The sequence below is a fragment of the Actinoplanes xinjiangensis genome, from assembly GCF_003148685.1.
GTDB lineage: Bacteria > Actinomycetota > Actinomycetes > Mycobacteriales > Micromonosporaceae > Actinoplanes > Actinoplanes xinjiangensis.
Genome location: NZ_QGGR01000020.1, coordinates 90,277 through 107,318 on the forward strand (window position 1 = coordinate 90,277; position 17,042 = coordinate 107,318).

Below are 17,042 nucleotides of genomic sequence, written 5' to 3' on the forward strand. Positions count from 1 at the left end.
CTGAGCGGCGAGCAAACCGTCGACACCTTGCTCCGCCGCTTCCAGCGTCCCCGGCCCGTACGTGTCACGTACCGGCCTTCGCCGTCATGGAAGGGAGCACCCGCATGCCCGAACAGCCCCGTACCACCGTGCCGTCGCCCCAGATCCGGCCGCTCACACCTGCCGACCTGGACGCGGTCGTCGACCTGTCTCTCCTGGCCTGGGAGCCGGTCTTCGTCTCGTTCGCGAACCTTCTCGGATCGTCGATCTTCGACCTGCTGTACCGCCCGCAATGGCAGGTGGCGCAAGCCGCCGCCGTCCGCAGAACCTGTCTTGCGGACGACTCGGAATCCTTCATCGTGGCCACGGCCGACGATGTCCCGGTGGGTTTCGTCGTCCTCCAGCAGGACCCGGACGAGTCGCTGGGGATGGTGGAGATGATCGCTGTGCACCCCGAACACCAGCGTCGTGGTCACGGCCGAACCCTGATGGAGTTCGCCATCGGGCGGCTCCGCGATCAAGGGCTCAGTCTCATCCACGTGGGAACAGGCGGCGACCCCGGACACGCACCCGCGCGTGCCCTCTACGAGGCGGTCGGGTTCACCGGACTTCCGCTCGTCAACTACTACAGGGCAATCGCGTAACGCAGTGGCGGTCGCGACCGGCCCTGCCCGAAGCGCTCCCGCTCGGGCAGGGCCGGTGGCGGCGTGTACTCAGGCCCCGGCGCGGAGGTGCCGCAGAGCGGTCGCCCCGATCTCACGTAGACCCTTGTCGGTGGCCAGGACCAGGGTGCCGGTGACGGGATCGACGGCCGCGGTGGCGACGGAGCCGTCGACCGGCAGCACGGCGAGAGGCTCGCCGTCGTCGGCCCCGATCAGCAGGACCACACCATCGAAGCCGAGTGCGATCCGCTCGCCGTCCGGGGTGACGCACGGCCTGGTGAACCAGCCCATCGGCGCCCCGACCGCCCGCAGTGGTGCCCGCCTGCCGGTCGTCCCGGCGTCGATCGCACGCCGCCAGATCATCCGGCCGGCGGTGTCGCTCAGCGCCACTTCGCCGCGCCGGCCCGCCGCACGCCGCTCGTCGTCGATGCCGGAGGTCGTCCAGATCACCAGGTGCCGGCTGTCCGGGGTGAACACGGCGGCTGGGATCGTCTCGCCCGCCGACAGGTTGATCTCGGTGAGCGGCTCGAGCCCTCCGCCGGCCGTGATCCGGTCGACGCGTACGTGCGCGCCGCCCTGAAAGGAGCAGGTCGTCGCGAGCAGCGAGCCGTCGGGCGAGAAGTCCACGCAGTCGGTGCGTTCGCCGGCCTCGGCATCGGCGGTGATCCGCCGGGTGTCCAGGTCGAACAGGACGACACGTTCGGGGCCGGTGGCCGCAGCCAGCCACCGGCCGCCGGGGGAGAAGGCCAGGGCGGTGACCTCCTCGAGTCCGTGAAGCGGCTCGGGGCCGGCGAGGTCGTCGCCGCGCAGCTCGGCGGGGGCATCGACGGGCGCGACCGCGATCAGCGGGCGGCGCGGATGAACGGCCAGGTCACCGATCGCGGCGTGCTCGGTCGCGACGATCATCTCCGGCCGTGACAGTCGGTCGAGCCGCCACCGGACCAGGGTCGCGTGTCCGGCGACGCTGAAGGCGCCGCGTCCGTCGCGGCTCCTGCGCAAGGCGCTCTGCGCGCTGCCGGCGACGATCAGGGGATCGGCCGGCTCGGCGAGCGATCCGCCCGCCGCCACCACCAGGTCGCGGACCTCCCGCGGTCCGGGGGAACCGGCAAGGTGGCGCGGGCTGCTGCCCCGGTGATCGCGTACGACCGGGTCGGCGCCCTCCGCCAGCAGGAACGCGACCAGCTCGGTGTCGCCGTCCCCGACCGCACCGTGCAGCGGCGTCCGGCCCTGAGCGTCCCGGGCCTTGATGTCGGCACCGGCGTCCAGCAGGACCCGTGCCTTCGCCACGCCCGCATGGTGCAGTGGCGTCATCCCTCGGTGATCCCGTGCGCCGATCGAGGCACCGCATCGCAGCAGGACCGCCGTGACCTCGCGGTCCCGGGCACAGTGCAGCGGCGTCTGCCCGAATTCGTTGTGCTGGTCGGGCGTACCCTCCTGCCCGGCCCGGAACAACATCCCGGCGATCTCTCCGGTCGCCGCACGGTGCAACGGCGTGTCCCCGTTGTCACGTCGGGCCCGCGCGCCGGCTCCCGCCTCGAGCAGCATCCGAACCGCGCCGGCCGACCCCGCGGCGGCGGCGGCGTGCAGCGCTGTCTCGCCCATCCACCCCCGGGCGTTCACCGCCGCCGGATCCTCGTCGAGCAGCCGGCCGAGCGCGGGTAGATCGCCGTCTCGCGCGAGTGTGATCACCATCGGCTCGTACAACGGCCATCGCCCTGTCGTCTCGGTGAGGTCCGGTCGGTAATCACAGACCATCGCATGTCCACCCGGTTCACCCGGCGCCGCCCCGAGCCTCGGCCGACACCGCTGGACCGCACGCCTAACCCGGGCGCACACCCTCGACCACCGCGGACTCCGGCAGTCCGAGCGCCTCCCGCACCCGGCCGGTCAGCGGGCTGGTGACCGGCACCTTTCCCGCGGCCACCAGGTAGTCGGCGACGAGGTTGCGCTTCATGACAGCGGCCGGTCTTTCCTGGGGCGGAGAACTCGCCTGGCACTGTCGGCAGGCCGCCGCCCGGGTGGAGGAAAGACGTCAGACGCGCCGCAGCACCGAGACGACCTTGCCGAGAATCACCGCGTCGTCGCCGGGGATCGGCTCGTACGCGGGATTGCGCGGCTCCAGGAGGACGTGGCCGCCGCGGCGGTGGAAGACCTTCACCGTGGCCTCCTCGTCGATCATGGCGGCCACGATGTCACCGTTCCAGGCCTCGGACTGCTGGCGTACCACCACGATGTCGCCGTCGCAGATGGCGGCGTCGATCATCGAGTCGCCCTGCACGCGGAGGCTGAACAGGGTGCCCCGGCCGACCAGGTCCCGCGGGAGGGTGAGCAGTTCCTCGGCGTGTTCGGCGGCCAGGATCGGGCTGCCGGCGGCGATCGTGCCGACCAGTGGCACACCGACCGTGTCGGCCGGCTCCCGGCCGGTCTCGGCGGGCTCCAGGAACATCCGGATGTCGACCGGGCGGGACACGGTGCGGCCGCGGCGCAGGAAACCGAGATCCTCGAGGGTACGCAGATGGCGGCTCACCGAGGACGACGACAGGCCCAGCGCGTCGGCGATCTCGCGGGACGACGGGGCGTAACCGTATTTCACGGCGGCGTCCCGGATCACCGTCAGAATGCGGCGGAGACGCTCGGGCAGGACGGATGTGTCGAACTCTTCCTCGGGCAGCACCTGGAGATCTTGCTTCATGACAAACGTGAACCCAAATCGCCGCGCCGTGCACTGTTCTGATGTGACGGATGCGGAGCGGGACGCGCTGCTCGTGGTGCGAGCGCAACTCGGGGACCGGCGGGCCCTCGGTGAACTGGTCGGACACTGGCATCTGCCGGTGTGGCGCTATGTGCGGGCGATGCTCGGCGACCGGGGCCGCGCCGACGACGTCAGTCAGGAGGCGTGGGCACGTGCGCTGCGGGCGCTGCCGGGGCTGCGGCAACCCGAGCGTTTCGCGCCGTGGCTGCTCATCATCGCCCGCCGCGCGGTGCAGGCGAATCTGAGGCAGGAGTACGACGAAGGCCCGGTCGCCGAACCGGTGACCGCCGACGAGGTGACCGGTGTGCTGGACCGCGCCCAGATCACCGAGGGGCTCGCCGGGCTGCCGGTCCGCGAACGGGAGGTGCTGATCCTGTTCTACCTGCACGACCTGGCCCTCGACGACTGCGCGCAGATCCTCGGCGTCCCGGCCGGGACCGTGAAGTCCCGCCTCAACCGGGCCCGCCGCCTGCTGCGCGACCAGATGACCGAGAAGGGATACACGACGTGACCGAGGAACCGGGCTACCGCCCCGAACAGTTGATCCGTCCGGTGTCACGGGGGCTGCTCGCCGCCGGGATCGCCGGGTTCACCGGCTCGGCGCTGATCGCGACACTGTGGGCCACCGAGCCGGCGAGCCTGCCCACCCGTACCCGATGGGCCTTTGCGGGGTTGATCGTCGTCGGGCTCGCCTGGGCCGCGCTGGCGGCCTGGACGTTGTGGCGGCGTCCGCTGTTCGCCGTCGACCGGGTGATCGCCGGGCGGCTCGCGGTCGTGTTCACCACCGCGACCACCCTGGTCACGGTGGTGGTCGCCGGCCCGCTCGCGGCCGGGCCCGGCCTGCTGATGATCGCCGTGGCGGTCGTCGTGCTGGTCCGGGCCCGTGCCTGTCGTGACCGGCTGCGGTCACAGATCGCGGCGCTGGAAGGACACGGCGGCCAGTGACAGCACCAGCGCGGTCCAGATCGCCGCCCACAGCAGGTACACGCCGGTGAGCGGCTGCATGCTCAGGAACGGTGACTCCTCCACCCCGGAGCCGATCTGCGCGAGCAGGGCGGGATCCTGGAAGGAGTTCATCGCGCCACGCCAGAGCCCGTCGGTCGGCAGCAGCATCCGCGACACCGTGCCCACCATGGCGACGCTCGGGTTGCCGAGGGCGTCACCGACCGACCCGACGACCCCGGCGATCCACGTCGCCCCGAACAGGCCGACCGCGACGATCCCGGACGCCATCGGCGAGATCGCCGTGGAGAACAGCACACCCAGCGTGAGCAGCGCCGCGGTCTGGCCGGCGAGCAGCGCCAGCCCGGTCACCGGATGCGGCGGCCAGTAGTCGACGGTCAGGTGCACGATCACGAACTGGGCGACCCCGGCGACCGTCACGAACCCGGTACCGAACGCGACGAGTCCCAGCCACTTCCCGGTCAGCACCTGCATCCGCCGGATCGGGCGGGTCATCACCGCCAGCGCCACCCCCGACTCGACCTCGCCGGACAGCGTCGGCCCGGCCAGGAACGCGGTACCCAGGGCGGCGATCAGACTGAACCCGAACATCACCAGGTTCAGCACCGTCGAACCGGCGACCTTGGCCTCGCCGCTGGTCAGGCCCCCGTAGTCGGAGGAGATCTCGGAGAAGCCCCAGGCGCTCAGCGCCAGCAGGACCGCGGTCAGCACCCCGAGGGAGCGCAGCACCTTGCGCCGCGACGCCTCCTGCAGCGTCAGCGCGGCGATGGTCAGCACGATCGTCACGAGTTCTCCCGTAGTACTTCCAGCAGGCGGTCCTCGAGGCTCATCCGGGCCGGTTCCACCGCGTGCACCCGGACACCCCGTTTGACCAGGTCGGCGACGAGCGCCGGGACGTCCTCCGGCAGGGCGACGGTGTAGACGTCGCCGTCCCTGGTGAACGGTTCGAGGATGGCCGCGGCCTCGGCGGTCACGTCCGTCAACGACAGCCGCAGCGAGCGGCGGCCGAGCAACTCGGCGAGCGTCCCGGAGGCCGCGACCCGGCCGTGGTCGAGGATCACCACCCGGTCGCAGACCCGTTCGACCTCGCCGATCAGGTGCGAGTTCAGCAGCACGGCGACGCCACGGTCCTTCAGCGACAGCAGCAGGTCGCGCACATCGGCGCGGCCGAGCGGGTCCAGCGCGCTGGTCGGCTCGTCCAGCACCACCAGCTCGGGGGCGGCCACCAGCGCCACCGCGAGGCCGAGGCGCTGCTGCATGCCCTTGGAGAAACCGCCCACCCGATCCTTCGCCCGGTCGGCGAGGCCGACGAGGGCCAGGCTCTCCCGCCGGTCCCGGTCACCGATCTTCAGACCCGCCAGCCGTACGTGCAGGCGCAGCACCTCGTCGGCGCTGAGCCACGGCTGGTAGCGGAACAACTCGGGCAGGTACCCGACACGGGCCCGCGACCCGGGGTCGGTGTGCGGGCGCCCGAGCAGCATCACCTCACCGGCGTCCGGCCGGACCAGCCCCAGCATCATCTTGATCACGCTGGTCTTGCCGGCGCCGTTCGGCCCGAGCAGCCCGAGCACCTCCCCGCGGCCGACGGTGAACGACACCCCGTCGACCGCGGTCCGGTTCTTGTAGCGTTTCCGCAGGTGGGAAGCCCACACGGCGGGGGAGTCGGTCACTGGGCCGCCCACCGGATCCCGCCGGCCACCCGCAGGACCTCGTCGGTGCTGAGTGATCCGCCGACCGCGTTGATGAAGCCGTCCTGCACCCAGAACACGATCGACACCGCGCCGCCCTCGGTCGACAGGACGGTGGCCGGTGCCTTGCCGACCCCGGTGGTGAAGCTGGTCTCGCTGCCCTCGTTCACGATCAGCGGCAGTGTTCCGCCCTCGTTCGTGAACGCCTTGAGCTGGCTGGACAACGACTGCGGCAGCCCCGGCAGGGCCAGCAGGTAGTCGCGGGCCGTCTCGAACGGGATGCCGTTGGAGAATCCCTTCGGCGCCACCACCCGGCCGACCAACAGTGCCGGTGCCCCGCTGTTGCCCGGCCACACCGCCGCCAGGCCCGGCCCCGCGGTCAGCCGGAACTCGGTCGTCGCCAGCCCGGCCGGCGGTTCCGGGACCGGGCGGCCCAGCGCCTTCTCCGCCTTCGCCCGGTCGAACGTGAACACCCCCACGACCCGGTCACCGACCAGGAACCGGGGCTGCCCGGTCACCCCGGCGGGCAGGTCGGTGACACGCGGGCTGGCCAGGCCGGTCGCCTCCCGCGCGGCCCGGGCGTCGTCGACGTCATGGATCGCCGGGCGGCTCTCCACCCGCATCGTGCCGAACTCCTCCAGCTCCGGCAGCCGCACCAGGTCGGCCTGGGGGATCGTGATCGGGGTGACCTGTTCGGTGCGGAAGATCTGGAACCAGTTCCCGGCCGCGGCCGCCGACGCCCCGCCGAGCAGCGCGAGGACACCGACGACGGCCACCACCGGGGTACGTTTCAGGTGCCGGCGCTGCCGGACCGGCCGGGGTGCCTCGCCGGCGGTCGCGGCGAGCAGGCGCGACCAGGCGTCGTCGGTGTCGACGTTCACGTCGAAACGCAGCGCGTTCTCGATGTCGGCGGCGTCCCGGGACACCTCCGACAGACGCGACAGGCACGCCGGGCAGTCGTCGATGTGCGAGCGGTCATTGTCGGCCACTCCGTCCGGCTCGTCCAGCAGTCGGCGCAGCAGGCCGTCACCGGGATGACGCATCACGGTTCAACTCCTCACGAAGAGCGGACTCGGCGCGCCGCACGGTGGTGCCGACGCTTGCCGGGGAAAGGTCGAGGGCGGCCGCCACCTCGGCGTAACTCAGGCCGCTGTGCCGCAGGACCAGGGCCACGGCCTGCTTGCGGGGCAGGCGGGACAGCGCCGCGCGTACCCGCTGATGTTCGTCTCTGGCCACGACGGTCTCGGCGACGTCCGGGGCGACACCGGCCGGCACGGACGCCGCCTCCTCCCGGGTGGCCCGCCGCCGCCCGGACCGCCGGTGGTTGAGCGCGGTGTGCGCCGCCGCCACGCACAGCCAGCCGAGCGCCTCACCGGCGGGGATGCTGGTCCGGCCGAAGGCCAGGAACGTCTCCTGGGCGACGTCCTCGGCCTCGTCCCGCGAGCCCAGGACCCGGGCGGCCACGCCGACCACTTTCGGGTAGGCCGCCCGGAAGATGTGCTCCAGGTCGGATCGCACGGAGGCCGGCACGGCGCCCTCCCGCTCCTTCAACAGTTGCTTCACACCAGGTAAGCACCGCCGCTAACCCGAATGTGACAACTTCCTGATCGCCTCCGCGACCGCGTCCGGGTCGACGAGCTGATGCAGGTGCTGGCCCGGCAGGTGCTCGACGGGCCAGCCGCACTCCGCGGCGATTCCGTCGTAGGGCGGCGCGAACAGCACGTAGCCGCAGGTCCGGTCGTCCCAGCCGGGCGGCGCCGGAACGAGCTGTTCGTAGTAGGTCAGCGGCAGCTTCGGCTGCTCCGCCTCGACCGTCCGCCGGGTGCCGGCGTCGGGGAACATCGGCGCCACCTCCGCCTCGTCCCACCACGTGGTCCACGGCGGCAGGAGGCCGTCGTCACCGGCCATGGCCCGCAGGAACGGCAGGAACTCCGGCGAGACCACCGCGGTGGGGCCCGGCCGGGCCGGCACCGCGGCGTCCACGAAGACCAGGGCCCCGACGGTACGTTCGGAGGCCGCCACCACGGCCGGAACGAACAGGCCCGCGTTGCTGTGGGCCACCAGGACCACCCGTTCCCCGGCCGGCAGCCGGTTGATCGCGGTGGCGACGGCCCCGGCGACCGCGGGCCAGAACGGTGGCCCCGCCGCGCCGACGTGGGTCAGCGACGGCACGATCGAGCCGGGCAGGCACCGCGCGACAGGTGCCCAGGTGGCCGGCCCGACCGACGGGCTGTGCATCAGTACATACGTGGTCCCCATCGCCCCACCCTGACCGCCGGCCACGTCGTCCGGCGACCCCGTTCTGCTGACGGCCGATCCGCGGAAGCGTCAATCCGCGAACGTGGTGCCCCGCTCGGCCAGCGCGTCGGCCAGAATCCTGATCGCCCGGGGGCCGACGCCGTGCATCGCCAGCAACTCCCGGCGGCCGCGGGCGGCGACCTCATCGAGCGTGGTGATGCCCGCCAGCAGCAGGGCGCTGGTGGCGGGACGGCCGATGGACGGCAGGTCACCGATCCGGGCGGGAACGTCGCGGGTGCTCACCCGCCCAACCTAGTTCAATCGGCGCGCTCACCGAACCAGCGGGCCAGGTGGTCGTCCAGATCCCGCTGATCGTCGCCGATCCAGGCGACATGACCGTCGGGGCGCAGCAGCAGAGCCGGAACGTCCACTGCGGCGGCCGGGTCCCCGACCCGGTCGACCCGGTCCGGCCAGCCGGCGGCGGTCAGGCTCCCGGTACGGTCCAGCAGCAGGCCGCGGCCGTGATGCAGCAGGTCGTAGAGGCGCCCCTGTCGTACGTCGAGGTCGGGCAGGCGGCGGCCGAGCAGATCGGGGCCGGGACCGAAGTCGTAGCGGATCCCGATCGCGGTGATCTTCTCCAGCAGGCGGCGGTTCACCTCGTCGATGTCCATCAGTTCGGTGAGCAGCCGGTGCGCGGCCCGCGGGCCCGGTCCGTCGGACAGCAGTTCGGTCTGTGCGCGGGCGTTGTCCAGGACGTCCTCGGCGACCGGCCGGCGTTCGGCCTGGTAGGTGTCGAGCAGCGTGGCCGGCGCCCACCCGCGGATCCGGGCCGCCAGTTTCCAGCCCAGGTTGAACGCGTCCTGCACGCCCAGGTTGAGACCCTGCCCGCCGATGGGCGGATGGATGTGCGCCGCGTCGCCGGCCAGCAGCACCCGCCCGGCCCGGTAGCGTTCGGCCAGCCGGGTGGCGTCGCCGAACCGCGACATCCAGCGCGGCGAGTGCACGCCGAAGTCGGTTCCGGCGACGGTGCGCAACTGCTGCCGGAAGTCCTCGAGGGTGGGCGGTGCCGCGCGGTCGCCGGCCGCCGGACCCGGGACGATGACGCGATGGATGCGGTCGCCGAACGGCTGCACGCTGAACCGCTTGTCGGTCCGGCGGACCTCGGTCACCCTGGCGGCGATCTCCGCCGGCGCAACGCCCACCTCCATCTCACCCATCAGCGTCTCGTTGCGGCTCGGCTCGCCGGGGAACCCGATCCCGAGCAGTTTGCGCACCGTGCTGTGCCCGCCGTCGCAGCCGACGAGGTAACGCGCCCGCAGCCGCCGCCCGTCGGCGAGGGTGACGGCCACACCGTCGTGATCGGTGTCGACACCGGTCACCTCGTGCCCGCGCCGGATCTGTGCGCCCAGGGCGCTCGCATGCTCCTCGAGCAGACCGACCAGGACCGGCTGCCGGATGCCCAGCAGAAAGGCGTGCGCGGAGTCCAGGCCCGGTGGCGCCGGCCGGTCGATGGCGGCGAAGTAGGCACCGGCCGGGCGCCGCCGCCCGTGTTCCAGGACGCGGTCCAGCAGACCGCGCATGGCCAGCAGTTCGAGGCTGCGGATGTGCAACCCGACGATGCGCACGATCGAGGTCGGCTCGGTGTCCTTCTCCAGGACGAGTACCCGTACGTCGTGCAGCCGTAGTTCGGCGGCCAGCACCGCGCCGGTCGGCCCGCAACCGGCGATGATCACGTCGAAATCCATGGGTGTTGCCTTTCGGGAGTGCCCTGGTGGTGGGGGCGCTCCCGGCGACGACTACCTCAGACGCCCGACCGGGACGGGAGAGGGAGCACCCACATCGATACAGCGTTCATGGGTCTCACCTCCTCGGGTGGTGTCGCGGTCCGCTGCAAGGTACAAGCCCGGACGGCGTCACGTCCAGTCCTCGTGCGCCGGCGTGGCGTCAGCGCGGCTGGACCTGGCCGTTCAGGTCGCTGATGCGTCCCAGGTGGTCGAAGGTGACCCGCATGTGCGAGCCGTCCGGGTGCCGGCCGAGCACACCGGCCTTGCCGTCGTCGACGCGCCAGCCCTGCTGGCGGAGGAACGACACCACGACCGTGCGGTGGTCGACGGCGAACGACTGGAGCACCTGGCCGAGAACGGTGAACGCCCGCTCCGGTGACACCGCGCCCTGCACCTTCGACGGGAGGTTCTCCAGATGGAAGAAGATCGCACCGCCGTTGTAGGTGCCCCGGTAGTAGGGGCGGCCGGTCAACCCGGACGCGACCAGCGACAGCCGGTGACCGTCGATGTTGTCCAGCCGCAGTGACGGCTCGAAGAACTCCCGGATGCCCTCGGCGCGCCCGTGTTCGCGCAACCAGCCGGCCAGTTGCAGCAGCGTCGGGTCCAGGTTGCTGGCGCTGTTGGCCCAGGCCCACAGCCACGTCCGGTCGGCGTGACTCTCGGTGCCCAGCAACTGCACCGGGTACCGCAGATCGTCGCCGAACGTGACCAGCCCGGCGTTCAGGTCGAGTTGCCAGCCGCGATCACCGAGCAGGTCGGCGAGCGCCAGCTGGCGTGCCATGCCGGTGGCGACATGCTGAGCGAACAGGACTTCGAACGTGGACACGGACCGGCCTTTCGATCAAGGGAGCCGGTGCAGTGTGACATGCCTTTGCGCCGGTGCCGACCCCGCGGGTCGGCACCGGCGGGCCAGACTTCAGACAGCCGGGAACGGAACGGTGTCCTGCGTGCACCGGGTGCCGGCCGGCGGCACCTCGCCATTGATCAGATAGCGCGTGTACCAGCTGGTGACACACGCGCTGTAGCGGCTCGCGTGCCCGAACCCGTCCAGCGTCAGCAACCGTGCGTTACCGAGCTGGCGGGTCATCCGGACCGCGAAGTCGTACCGGGTCGCCGGGTCGTACGTCGGGTTGACGACCAGGATCGTCTGCGCGGTGCGGCGGTTCCACGGCCCGTCGTACGCCTCCTTGACGACCGGCCAGTTGGCGCAGCCGACCTCGCTGAAGGCCTCGGCGCGCCCGAACGTCGGGTACGCCTTCTCGAAGACGGCCGCGAAGCCGGGGTACAGCGCGGGGTTGCGGGGAAGCGGCGCGTCCGCGCAGTTCACCGCGTAGAAGGAGTCGTTGCTGTTGTAGGCGTACGCGTCACCGAGCCAGCCGCGTCCCGGTGGGGCCTTCGGCAGACCGGTGCCGGCCGAGCGCAGCGCCGCCGGATCGCCGAAGACGGCGTCGTACGTGCTCTGCAGCGTCCGTGCCGCGGCCGGGAAGTTGCCCATGTTGTAGAGCTGCTGCCCGATGTACCCGACCAGGGCGTCGATCGTGACGGTGCCCTCGCCGGGAATCTCGGCCGGGCCCTGCCGCAGCCGGTCGCGCAGCCTGTCGAACTTGCCGCGGGCGTCGCCGGAGAACGCGCACGCGGCCCCGGCCTTGTCGCATTCGGCGAGGAAACCGGTGAGCGCCAGCTCGAAGCCGCCGGCCCGGCCGAACTTGTTCGCCAGGCGGTGGTTGGTCCGCTGGTCCGGGTCGACGTTGCCGTCGAGGATGACCGCCCGGACCTTCGACGGGTACAGGTTGGCGTAGGTGGCGCCGATCAGTGTGCCGTAGGAGTAGCCGATGAACGTCAGCCGGGAGTCACCGGCGCCCCGGCGCAGCAGGTCGAGGTCCTTGGCCACGTTCAGCGTGCTCATGTGGGTCAGCAGAGGGCCCATGTTCCTCTTGCAGGCCTCGGTGTACTCCCAGTTCGCGGTGAGCGTGTTGCGGATCTGTTCCCTGGTGATCGGCACGTTGGCGATCCGTTCGAGGACGGCCTCCGCCTCGGCGTCGGTCGGATAACACTGGACGGGATCACTGGCCCCGATCCCGCGCGGGTCGAAACCCACCAGGTCGAATCGGGCCAGGACCTCGGGCGACGCGATCCGGGCCGAGGACCGCACCATGCCCCGCCCGGCGCCACCCGGGCCACCCGGGTTCACGAAGATCGTGCCGATCTTCCGGGCCGGGTCGTCGGCGGGCCGGCGGGACAGGGCGATCGTCGTGGTGGGGCCACCTGGCTTGTCGTGGTCGAGCGGCACCTCGTAGGTGGCGCAGTCGAAGCCCAGCAGAGCGGTCTCGGTGCAGGCGGACCAGGCGATCGACGGCGCGGCGGCGGTCGCGGCACTGGGCACGGCGATCGCGGCGGTGATGAGGGCGAGCGCGGTGCCCGCCCGAACGGCGAATCGGCGCATGGACACTCCTTCCGGTGGGAAGCAGGAACCAGCGCATGCTCTCACGTATCCAGATGTATCGCTGCACCCGTTGTCGACGGTGATCCGCGGCTGCCTGCCGTCGCTGCCCGGCGGGCCACGTCGATGTCGACTTCTGCCTTCTGCGCGCCGTCCTGATCCCAACGGCTTGAGCTGCCCGAACGCGGCACCGCCGGCATCCGATGCGCGTGCGGCACAGCCGGTCGGTGCCGCACGCGCCACTGTGGTCCGCAAGCTTGACCAAGATCTACTCACGGGCGCCTGCAGCCGGAGGGCTGGATACCGGCCGCGGGCGGGGGCCCACGGCCGGATTCTCGGTGGATGGGAAGTGTGCCGGGGCCGGACGTTACGACCCGGCGCGGCGGCGTGCGTGGACGGCGGCCCGCAGCGCCGGCCACAGGCGCAGTCGGCGGGAGCTGTCGCAGGCCGCCAGGAGACGGGCCAGCCCGTCACGTTCGTGCGGTGGGACGAACAGCAGGACGATCACCATCGGCAGCACTGCCGCGACGATCTCGGTCAGGACCAGCAGAGCGACCGTGGTGGCCGCGGTTACGGCGAGGGCGTGCTCGAACACGGGCGTGCTCCTGTCTTCCGCGGCGGGCTCACGAGGTGAACGCGGCGACGGCGACCAGCGCCAGAGCCGCCAGGGTGGTGACGGTGACGACGACGGCCGCCGCCACGGCTCGCAGCAGGGGCCCGAGCGGGGCGAGCGCCCGCCTGAGGGACGCCAGCCCGATGAACAGGCATGCGGTGGCGACGGCCAGGTAGGCGATCGGTGTGTCGAGAAGCGACATCAGAGAGGTGGAGAAGGACATGGTCGACCTCCGATCCGAGCGATGCGCCGGATCCCGACGCATGTGCACCGGTGAGGGCCATGACCCCGATGTCAGAGGTTCCGACGCCCCGTTGTCGTTACCTCTCCGTGACCCTCGACCTGAATATGAGGCCTAATCCACATAAAACGCAATATTAATTGGCAAGGTTGAATGGACCAGCTCCGGTGACCGGTCGGGAAACGGCCGGTTCGCGCAGATGTAACCGCCCGCTGGCGGCCGGACGGGATGACCGCGAATTTCCGGGCGATCGGAGCGGGCACCGGCCCAAAGGCCGCGCGGTGCGGATCAGTGGACGGCGGCCACGTGGAAGTACGCGACCGGTTGCGGCCCTTCGGTGACCACCAGGACCGCGCCCGGCGTGACGGTGAACCGCGGGTCGTCCGGCGGAACCAGCCACGCGCCCTCGGCCAGCGAGATCCACGCCTGCGGGTCGGTGATCCGCAGGACGAAGGAGGCCAGGCCTTCCTCGGCCGACTGCGGCGGGACGTAGGCCGTCGCGGCGTAGTCGCCGGATCCCGCAGGCGGGCCCGACGTCCGGCCGCCCTGCTCGGGGGTCAACCAGACGACGCGACCCTGGAACGGGAACGGCTCACCGCAACGCATAACCGAATTGTCCCTGCGGCGACGGCCTGCGTTCCATCGCCCCCGAGCCGGAGGTTTCAACCTATCTTCCTAGGATGACGTACGGGTGGTGACCCGCCCCGCAGAGCGCAGCACCACTCGGCGGGGGAGCGAACAGACGGTTCGGTTCAGGGCGTGGACGGGGTGTAGGCGGCCCGGCTCAGGCGTACCAGATCGGTTAGGTCCGCCGGTGGGTCGTCGCGCCACCAGGCGAGCCAGACGTCGATGCGGGGGGCCTGGCGCAGCGTCCGGTACGCGACCCCGGGGCGGGGGTTCTGGTTGGCGGTGGCCTCCGACGTGATGCCGACCGCCTGGCCGGCGGCGATCAGCAGGAGCCATTCGTCGACACCGTGGGTGGTGCGCACGTGCGCGGGGCTCGGGCCGGGCGCCCACAGGTCGAGCGTGGTGGTCCCGGTGCGGGCGTCGATGGCGACCGGGTAGCGGACCAGGTCGCGGACGTGCAGGGTGCGGCGCCGGGCGAGCGGGTTGTCGGTGGCGACGGCCGCGCACCGGGCCTCGGTGCCGATCAGCGCCGACGCGAACCGGGGGTCCGTCAGGGCGCGGCGGACGACGGCGACGTCGGCGGTGCCGTCGCTGAGCCCGGCACTGGGCGTGTTGGTGTGCACGAACACCAGCGGCGTCCCCGGATGCAGGGCCGCCCAGGTGCGCTGGAGGCGGCGGGTGTGTTTGCCGAGGGCGGCCCACGCGTACCCGATCCGCAGTTCGCTGCGCCGGCCCTCGGCGAGCCGGCTGAGGTGGGTGACCTCGTCCAGGATGCGGCGGGCGCCGGCCAGGACCTGCGTTCCGGTGCCGGTCAGCGTGACGTGGCGGGTGGTGCGCTGCAGCACGCGGACGCCGAGCGCCGCCTCCAGCGCCGCGATCGACCGGGACACCGCGGCCTGGGAGACGCCGAGTTCGGTGGCGGCGTCGGTGAACGTACCGGTGTCGACCACCGCGACCAGGGCACGCAGGTGACGCAGCTGAAGATCCATGCGCTCAGCGTATAAGTCCCGCACCGGGCGTATTTCTCTCCTCCGTGCCGGGACGCCGACACTCATCACATGACGGTTGCGCTCGAGGACAGAACGGTGACGCGGCGGGGCTCGCGGCTCGCCGGGCTGGCGATGATGATGGGCGGCGCCGCCAGCAACCAGACGGGCGCGGCGATCGGCGCGCACGCGTTCGATCTGATTGGCCCGTCCGGTGTGGTCGCGGTGCGGCAGTTCGTCGCCGCGTCGGTGCTGCTGCCGGTGGTACGCCCGAACTTCCGCCGGTTCACCTGGGCCCAGTGGTGGCCGACGATCCTGCTCGGCACCGTGTTCGTGGCGATGAACCTGACCCTGTACACCGCCATCGACCGGATCGGGCTGGGCCTCGCGGTCACGCTGGAGTTCCTCGGCCCGCTGGCGGTCGCGCTCGCCGCCTCCCGCAGCCGCCTCGACCTGCTGTGCGCGGCCGGGGCGGGCGCCGGCGTGTACGTGCTGGTCCTGCCGTCGGGCAGCAGTGACTGGGTCGGCATCGGCTGTGGGATCGTCGCCGCGTGCTGCTGGGCGTCCTACATCCTGCTGAACCGGCTTCTCGGCCGGCGCCTGCCCGGTCTGCAGGCGACCGCGGCCGCCACGACGGTCGCCGCGGTGCTGACCCTCCCGCTGGTGATCATCCTGGTGGTGCAGGGCCGGATGACACCGGCGGCCCTGGCGTACGGTCTGGCCGCCGGGCTGATGGCGTCGGTCGTCCCCTACGTGATCGACCTGCTGGCGCTGCGCCGGGTGCCGACCGGCTACTTCGGTGTGGTGATGAGTGTCCACCCCGTCTTCGCGGCGCTCGCCGGGCTGGTCCTTCTCGGACAGGTGCTGGCGCTGCACGAGTGGATCGGGATCGCCGTCGTGGTGGCGGTCAACGTGGTCGCGGTCCGGCAGAATGCGGGACGTGGCTGAGCAACTGGTTCACTCGACCGCCAACGAGGTCACCGGCGGCGTCTGGCGGATCCGGCACGGCGACGGCACGGCGATCCGCAAGATCGTCAACGCGCGGCGGGACGGGGCCGCCGCCCATCTCGCGGCCAGCGATGAACCGGGGCATTTCAACTACTGGCGACGCGAACCGCTGGTCTACGAGACCGGGCTGGCCCAGTCGGCGTTCGCGGCCGGCGGACTGCGGGGGCCGGCGCTGATCGCACTGAACCCGATGGGGGACGACGCGATCGAGATGATCCTCGAGGACGTCACGGGCACGGCCGGGATGTCCCTCGGCACCGAGGATCTGGGCGGGTGTGCGTACCAGCTCGGGGTGGCGCAGAGCGGATGGGCCGGGAACCCGCCGCCGCTCGCCTGGCTGGCCCGCGATTTCCTCACCGACTACACCCTCGCGCAGCCGGTGCCGGACGACCTGCGCTGGGACCATCCGGCGGCGGAGGCCGCCCTGCCCGTGGCGCTGCGCGCCGGGCTGCGGCGGTTGTGGGAGCGGCGGCACGAGCTGATCGAGGCGTCGGCCGCGCTGCCGCGCACCCTCTGCCACCACGACGTCTGGCCGATGAATCTGATCGGTTCCGGTCGCGGTCCGGTTCTTCTCGATTGGGCGTACGCGGGACCGGGCGCCCTGGGCGAGGACGCGGCGAACCTCGCCCTCGACACCTTCTGGGACGGCTACGTCGACGTGGCCCGCCTGCCGGCCGTGGTCGAGGCGGTGATCGGCGGTTATGCCCGCGGTGTCGCCGACGTCCTGGCGCCCGGCGAGGTGCGGCGGGCCATCATGGTGACCGGCGCCACCAAGTACTTCTGGCTGCTGCCGCGGATGCTGGCGTCGGCGTGGAGCAGCCCGCACGGCCGTGGTTACGACACCCGGGACTGGGAGTCGATGTTCGCCGGCCGGGCCCCGATGTTCCAGCTGATCGCCGACTGGTCCGAGGCCGTCTGACCGGCTCAGCCGCCCTGCTCGACGATGCGGACCGGATTGCCGAACGGATCCCGCAGGGCCACGTCGCTGGCGTCTCGGGCCCGTAGCAGGCGCCGGTGGAGCAGCTCGGTCTCCCGGCTCACGACGGCTCCCCTCCCCGGTG

Annotated in this window: 21 protein-coding genes; 5 read left to right on the forward strand and 16 right to left on the reverse strand. The window is 71.9% G+C overall.

From position 1 onward, the window contains the following. Positions 1-104 precede the first annotated feature (104 nt). Complete coding sequence (locus BC793_RS34190; RefSeq protein WP_109600114.1) at positions 105-623, forward strand: GNAT family N-acetyltransferase; 519 nt, start codon at positions 105-107, stop codon at positions 621-623. A 69-nt stretch (positions 624-692) separates the two neighbouring features. On the opposite strand, the gene BC793_RS34195 is transcribed toward BC793_RS34190, so the two are convergent. The 3 genes from BC793_RS34195 to lexA all read right to left on the reverse strand — a co-directional run bounded on the left by BC793_RS34195 (position 693) and on the right by lexA (position 3,333). Then, on the reverse strand, positions 693-2,333 hold the full coding sequence (locus tag BC793_RS34195; protein ID WP_158319443.1) for an ankyrin repeat domain-containing protein: 1,641 nt from the start codon (positions 2,331-2,333) through the stop codon (positions 693-695). A gap of 127 nt (positions 2,334-2,460) precedes the next feature. Continuing rightward, a complete protein-coding gene (locus BC793_RS52460; protein ID WP_275416271.1) occupies positions 2,461-2,595 on the reverse strand; it encodes a hypothetical protein in 135 nt (44 codons plus the stop codon). Positions 2,596-2,673: 78 nt separating this feature from the next. Next, the gene (gene lexA / locus BC793_RS34200) at positions 2,674-3,333 is read right to left on the reverse strand and encodes a transcriptional repressor LexA (RefSeq protein ID WP_109600118.1); all 660 of its coding nucleotides are present in this window, start codon (positions 3,331-3,333) and stop codon (positions 2,674-2,676) included. A 43-nt stretch (positions 3,334-3,376) separates the two neighbouring features. Here lexA and BC793_RS34205 point away from each other — a divergent pair, with 43 nt between their 5' ends. Then, on the forward strand, positions 3,377-3,904 hold the full coding sequence (locus BC793_RS34205; protein WP_239170436.1) for an RNA polymerase sigma factor: 528 nt from the start codon (positions 3,377-3,379) through the stop codon (positions 3,902-3,904). Next, positions 3,901-4,338 (forward strand): hypothetical protein, encoded by a 438-nt coding sequence (locus tag BC793_RS34210; protein WP_109600122.1) that lies wholly within the window; start codon positions 3,901-3,903, stop codon positions 4,336-4,338. Before BC793_RS34205 ends, BC793_RS34210 begins: the two co-directional genes overlap by 4 nt. Here BC793_RS34210 and BC793_RS34215 read toward each other — a convergent pair. The 13 genes from BC793_RS34215 to BC793_RS34275 all read right to left on the reverse strand — a co-directional run bounded on the left by BC793_RS34215 (position 4,300) and on the right by BC793_RS34275 (position 14,976). Further along, the gene (locus tag BC793_RS34215; RefSeq protein WP_203896454.1) at positions 4,300-5,142 is read right to left on the reverse strand and encodes an ABC transporter permease; all 843 of its coding nucleotides are present in this window, start codon (positions 5,140-5,142) and stop codon (positions 4,300-4,302) included. The two genes, BC793_RS34210 and BC793_RS34215, sit on opposite strands and share 39 nt — an antisense overlap. Next, positions 5,139-6,026 carry an ABC transporter ATP-binding protein gene (locus BC793_RS34220; protein WP_239170437.1) on the reverse strand — a complete coding sequence of 296 codons (888 nt, stop codon included), beginning with the start codon at positions 6,024-6,026 and terminating at the stop codon, positions 5,139-5,141. Before BC793_RS34220 ends, BC793_RS34215 begins: the two co-directional genes overlap by 4 nt. Next, positions 6,023-7,087, reverse strand: coding sequence for a hypothetical protein (locus BC793_RS34225; protein WP_109600124.1), 1,065 nt, complete (start codon positions 7,085-7,087; stop codon positions 6,023-6,025). Before BC793_RS34225 ends, BC793_RS34220 begins: the two co-directional genes overlap by 4 nt. Next, the gene (locus tag BC793_RS34230) at positions 7,071-7,607 is read right to left on the reverse strand and encodes an RNA polymerase sigma factor (RefSeq protein ID WP_203896455.1); all 537 of its coding nucleotides are present in this window, start codon (positions 7,605-7,607) and stop codon (positions 7,071-7,073) included. The genes BC793_RS34225 and BC793_RS34230 overlap by 17 nt, the downstream gene beginning before the upstream one ends. An 18-nt stretch (positions 7,608-7,625) precedes the next feature. Then, positions 7,626-8,303: an RBBP9/YdeN family alpha/beta hydrolase gene (locus tag BC793_RS34235; protein WP_109600126.1), complete on the reverse strand. Its 678-nt coding sequence runs from the start codon at positions 8,301-8,303 to the stop codon at positions 7,626-7,628. 69 nt (positions 8,304-8,372) lie between these two features. Then, entirely contained in the window at positions 8,373-8,585 is a 213-nt protein-coding gene (locus BC793_RS34240; protein WP_109600128.1) for a helix-hairpin-helix domain-containing protein, read from the reverse strand. 14 nt (positions 8,586-8,599) lie between these two features. Beyond that, positions 8,600-10,027, reverse strand: coding sequence for an FAD-dependent monooxygenase (locus BC793_RS34245; protein ID WP_109600129.1), 1,428 nt, complete (start codon positions 10,025-10,027; stop codon positions 8,600-8,602). A 199-nt stretch (positions 10,028-10,226) separates the two neighbouring features. Continuing rightward, a complete protein-coding gene (locus BC793_RS34250) occupies positions 10,227-10,892 on the reverse strand; it encodes a DUF6882 domain-containing protein (RefSeq protein ID WP_109600131.1) in 666 nt (221 codons plus the stop codon). 90 nt (positions 10,893-10,982) lie between these two features. Beyond that, a complete protein-coding gene (locus BC793_RS34255; protein ID WP_109600133.1) occupies positions 10,983-12,509 on the reverse strand; it encodes an alpha/beta hydrolase in 1,527 nt (508 codons plus the stop codon). 364 nt (positions 12,510-12,873) lie between these two features. Then, positions 12,874-13,101 carry a hypothetical protein gene (locus BC793_RS34260; RefSeq protein WP_109600135.1) on the reverse strand — a complete coding sequence of 76 codons (228 nt, stop codon included), beginning with the start codon at positions 13,099-13,101 and terminating at the stop codon, positions 12,874-12,876. 28 nt (positions 13,102-13,129) lie between these two features. Then, entirely contained in the window at positions 13,130-13,342 is a 213-nt protein-coding gene (locus tag BC793_RS34265; RefSeq protein WP_109600137.1) for a hypothetical protein, read from the reverse strand. 306 nt (positions 13,343-13,648) lie between these two features. After that, positions 13,649-13,966 carry a hypothetical protein gene (locus BC793_RS34270; RefSeq protein WP_109600139.1) on the reverse strand — a complete coding sequence of 106 codons (318 nt, stop codon included), beginning with the start codon at positions 13,964-13,966 and terminating at the stop codon, positions 13,649-13,651. Between the two features lie 146 nt (positions 13,967-14,112). Next, on the reverse strand, positions 14,113-14,976 hold the full coding sequence (locus tag BC793_RS34275) for a LysR family transcriptional regulator (protein ID WP_109600141.1): 864 nt from the start codon (positions 14,974-14,976) through the stop codon (positions 14,113-14,115). A 69-nt stretch (positions 14,977-15,045) separates the two neighbouring features. Here BC793_RS34275 and BC793_RS34280 point away from each other — a divergent pair, with 69 nt between their 5' ends. Both BC793_RS34280 and BC793_RS34285 read left to right on the forward strand, forming a co-directional pair. Beyond that, a complete protein-coding gene (locus BC793_RS34280) occupies positions 15,046-15,921 on the forward strand; it encodes an EamA family transporter (RefSeq protein ID WP_109600143.1) in 876 nt (291 codons plus the stop codon). Beyond that, positions 15,914-16,900 (forward strand): phosphotransferase, encoded by a 987-nt coding sequence (locus BC793_RS34285; RefSeq protein WP_239170438.1) that lies wholly within the window; start codon positions 15,914-15,916, stop codon positions 16,898-16,900. Before BC793_RS34280 ends, BC793_RS34285 begins: the two co-directional genes overlap by 8 nt. Positions 16,901-17,042: the final 142 nt, after the last annotated feature.

What these genes read in the sequence shown, in the direction of transcription:
- BC793_RS34225 (WP_109600124.1), bottom strand. Translation starts at nt 7,087, where the DNA reads ATGCGTCATCCCGGTGACGGCCTGCTGCGCCGACTGCTGGACGAGCCG.
- BC793_RS34235 (WP_109600126.1), bottom strand. Translation starts at nt 8,303, where the DNA reads ATGGGGACCACGTATGTACTGATGCACAGCCCGTCGGTCGGGCCGGCC.
- BC793_RS52460 (WP_275416271.1), bottom strand. Translation starts at nt 2,595, where the DNA reads ATGAAGCGCAACCTCGTCGCCGACTACCTGGTGGCCGCGGGAAAGGTG.
- BC793_RS34280 (WP_109600143.1), top strand. Translation starts at nt 15,046, where the DNA reads ATGACGGTTGCGCTCGAGGACAGAACGGTGACGCGGCGGGGCTCGCGG.
- lexA (WP_109600118.1), bottom strand. Translation starts at nt 3,333, where the DNA reads ATGAAGCAAGATCTCCAGGTGCTGCCCGAGGAAGAGTTCGACACATCC.
- BC793_RS34245 (WP_109600129.1), bottom strand. Translation starts at nt 10,027, where the DNA reads ATGGATTTCGACGTGATCATCGCCGGTTGCGGGCCGACCGGCGCGGTG.
- BC793_RS34265 (WP_109600137.1), bottom strand. Translation starts at nt 13,342, where the DNA reads ATGTCCTTCTCCACCTCTCTGATGTCGCTTCTCGACACACCGATCGCC.
- BC793_RS34255 (WP_109600133.1), bottom strand. Translation starts at nt 12,509, where the DNA reads ATGCGCCGATTCGCCGTTCGGGCGGGCACCGCGCTCGCCCTCATCACC.
- BC793_RS34190 (WP_109600114.1), top strand. Translation starts at nt 105, where the DNA reads ATGCCCGAACAGCCCCGTACCACCGTGCCGTCGCCCCAGATCCGGCCG.
- BC793_RS34270 (WP_109600139.1), bottom strand. Translation starts at nt 13,966, where the DNA reads ATGCGTTGCGGTGAGCCGTTCCCGTTCCAGGGTCGCGTCGTCTGGTTG.
- BC793_RS34195 (WP_158319443.1), bottom strand. Translation starts at nt 2,333, where the DNA reads ATGGTGATCACACTCGCGCGAGACGGCGATCTACCCGCGCTCGGCCGG.
- BC793_RS34275 (WP_109600141.1), bottom strand. Translation starts at nt 14,976, where the DNA reads ATGGATCTTCAGCTGCGTCACCTGCGTGCCCTGGTCGCGGTGGTCGAC.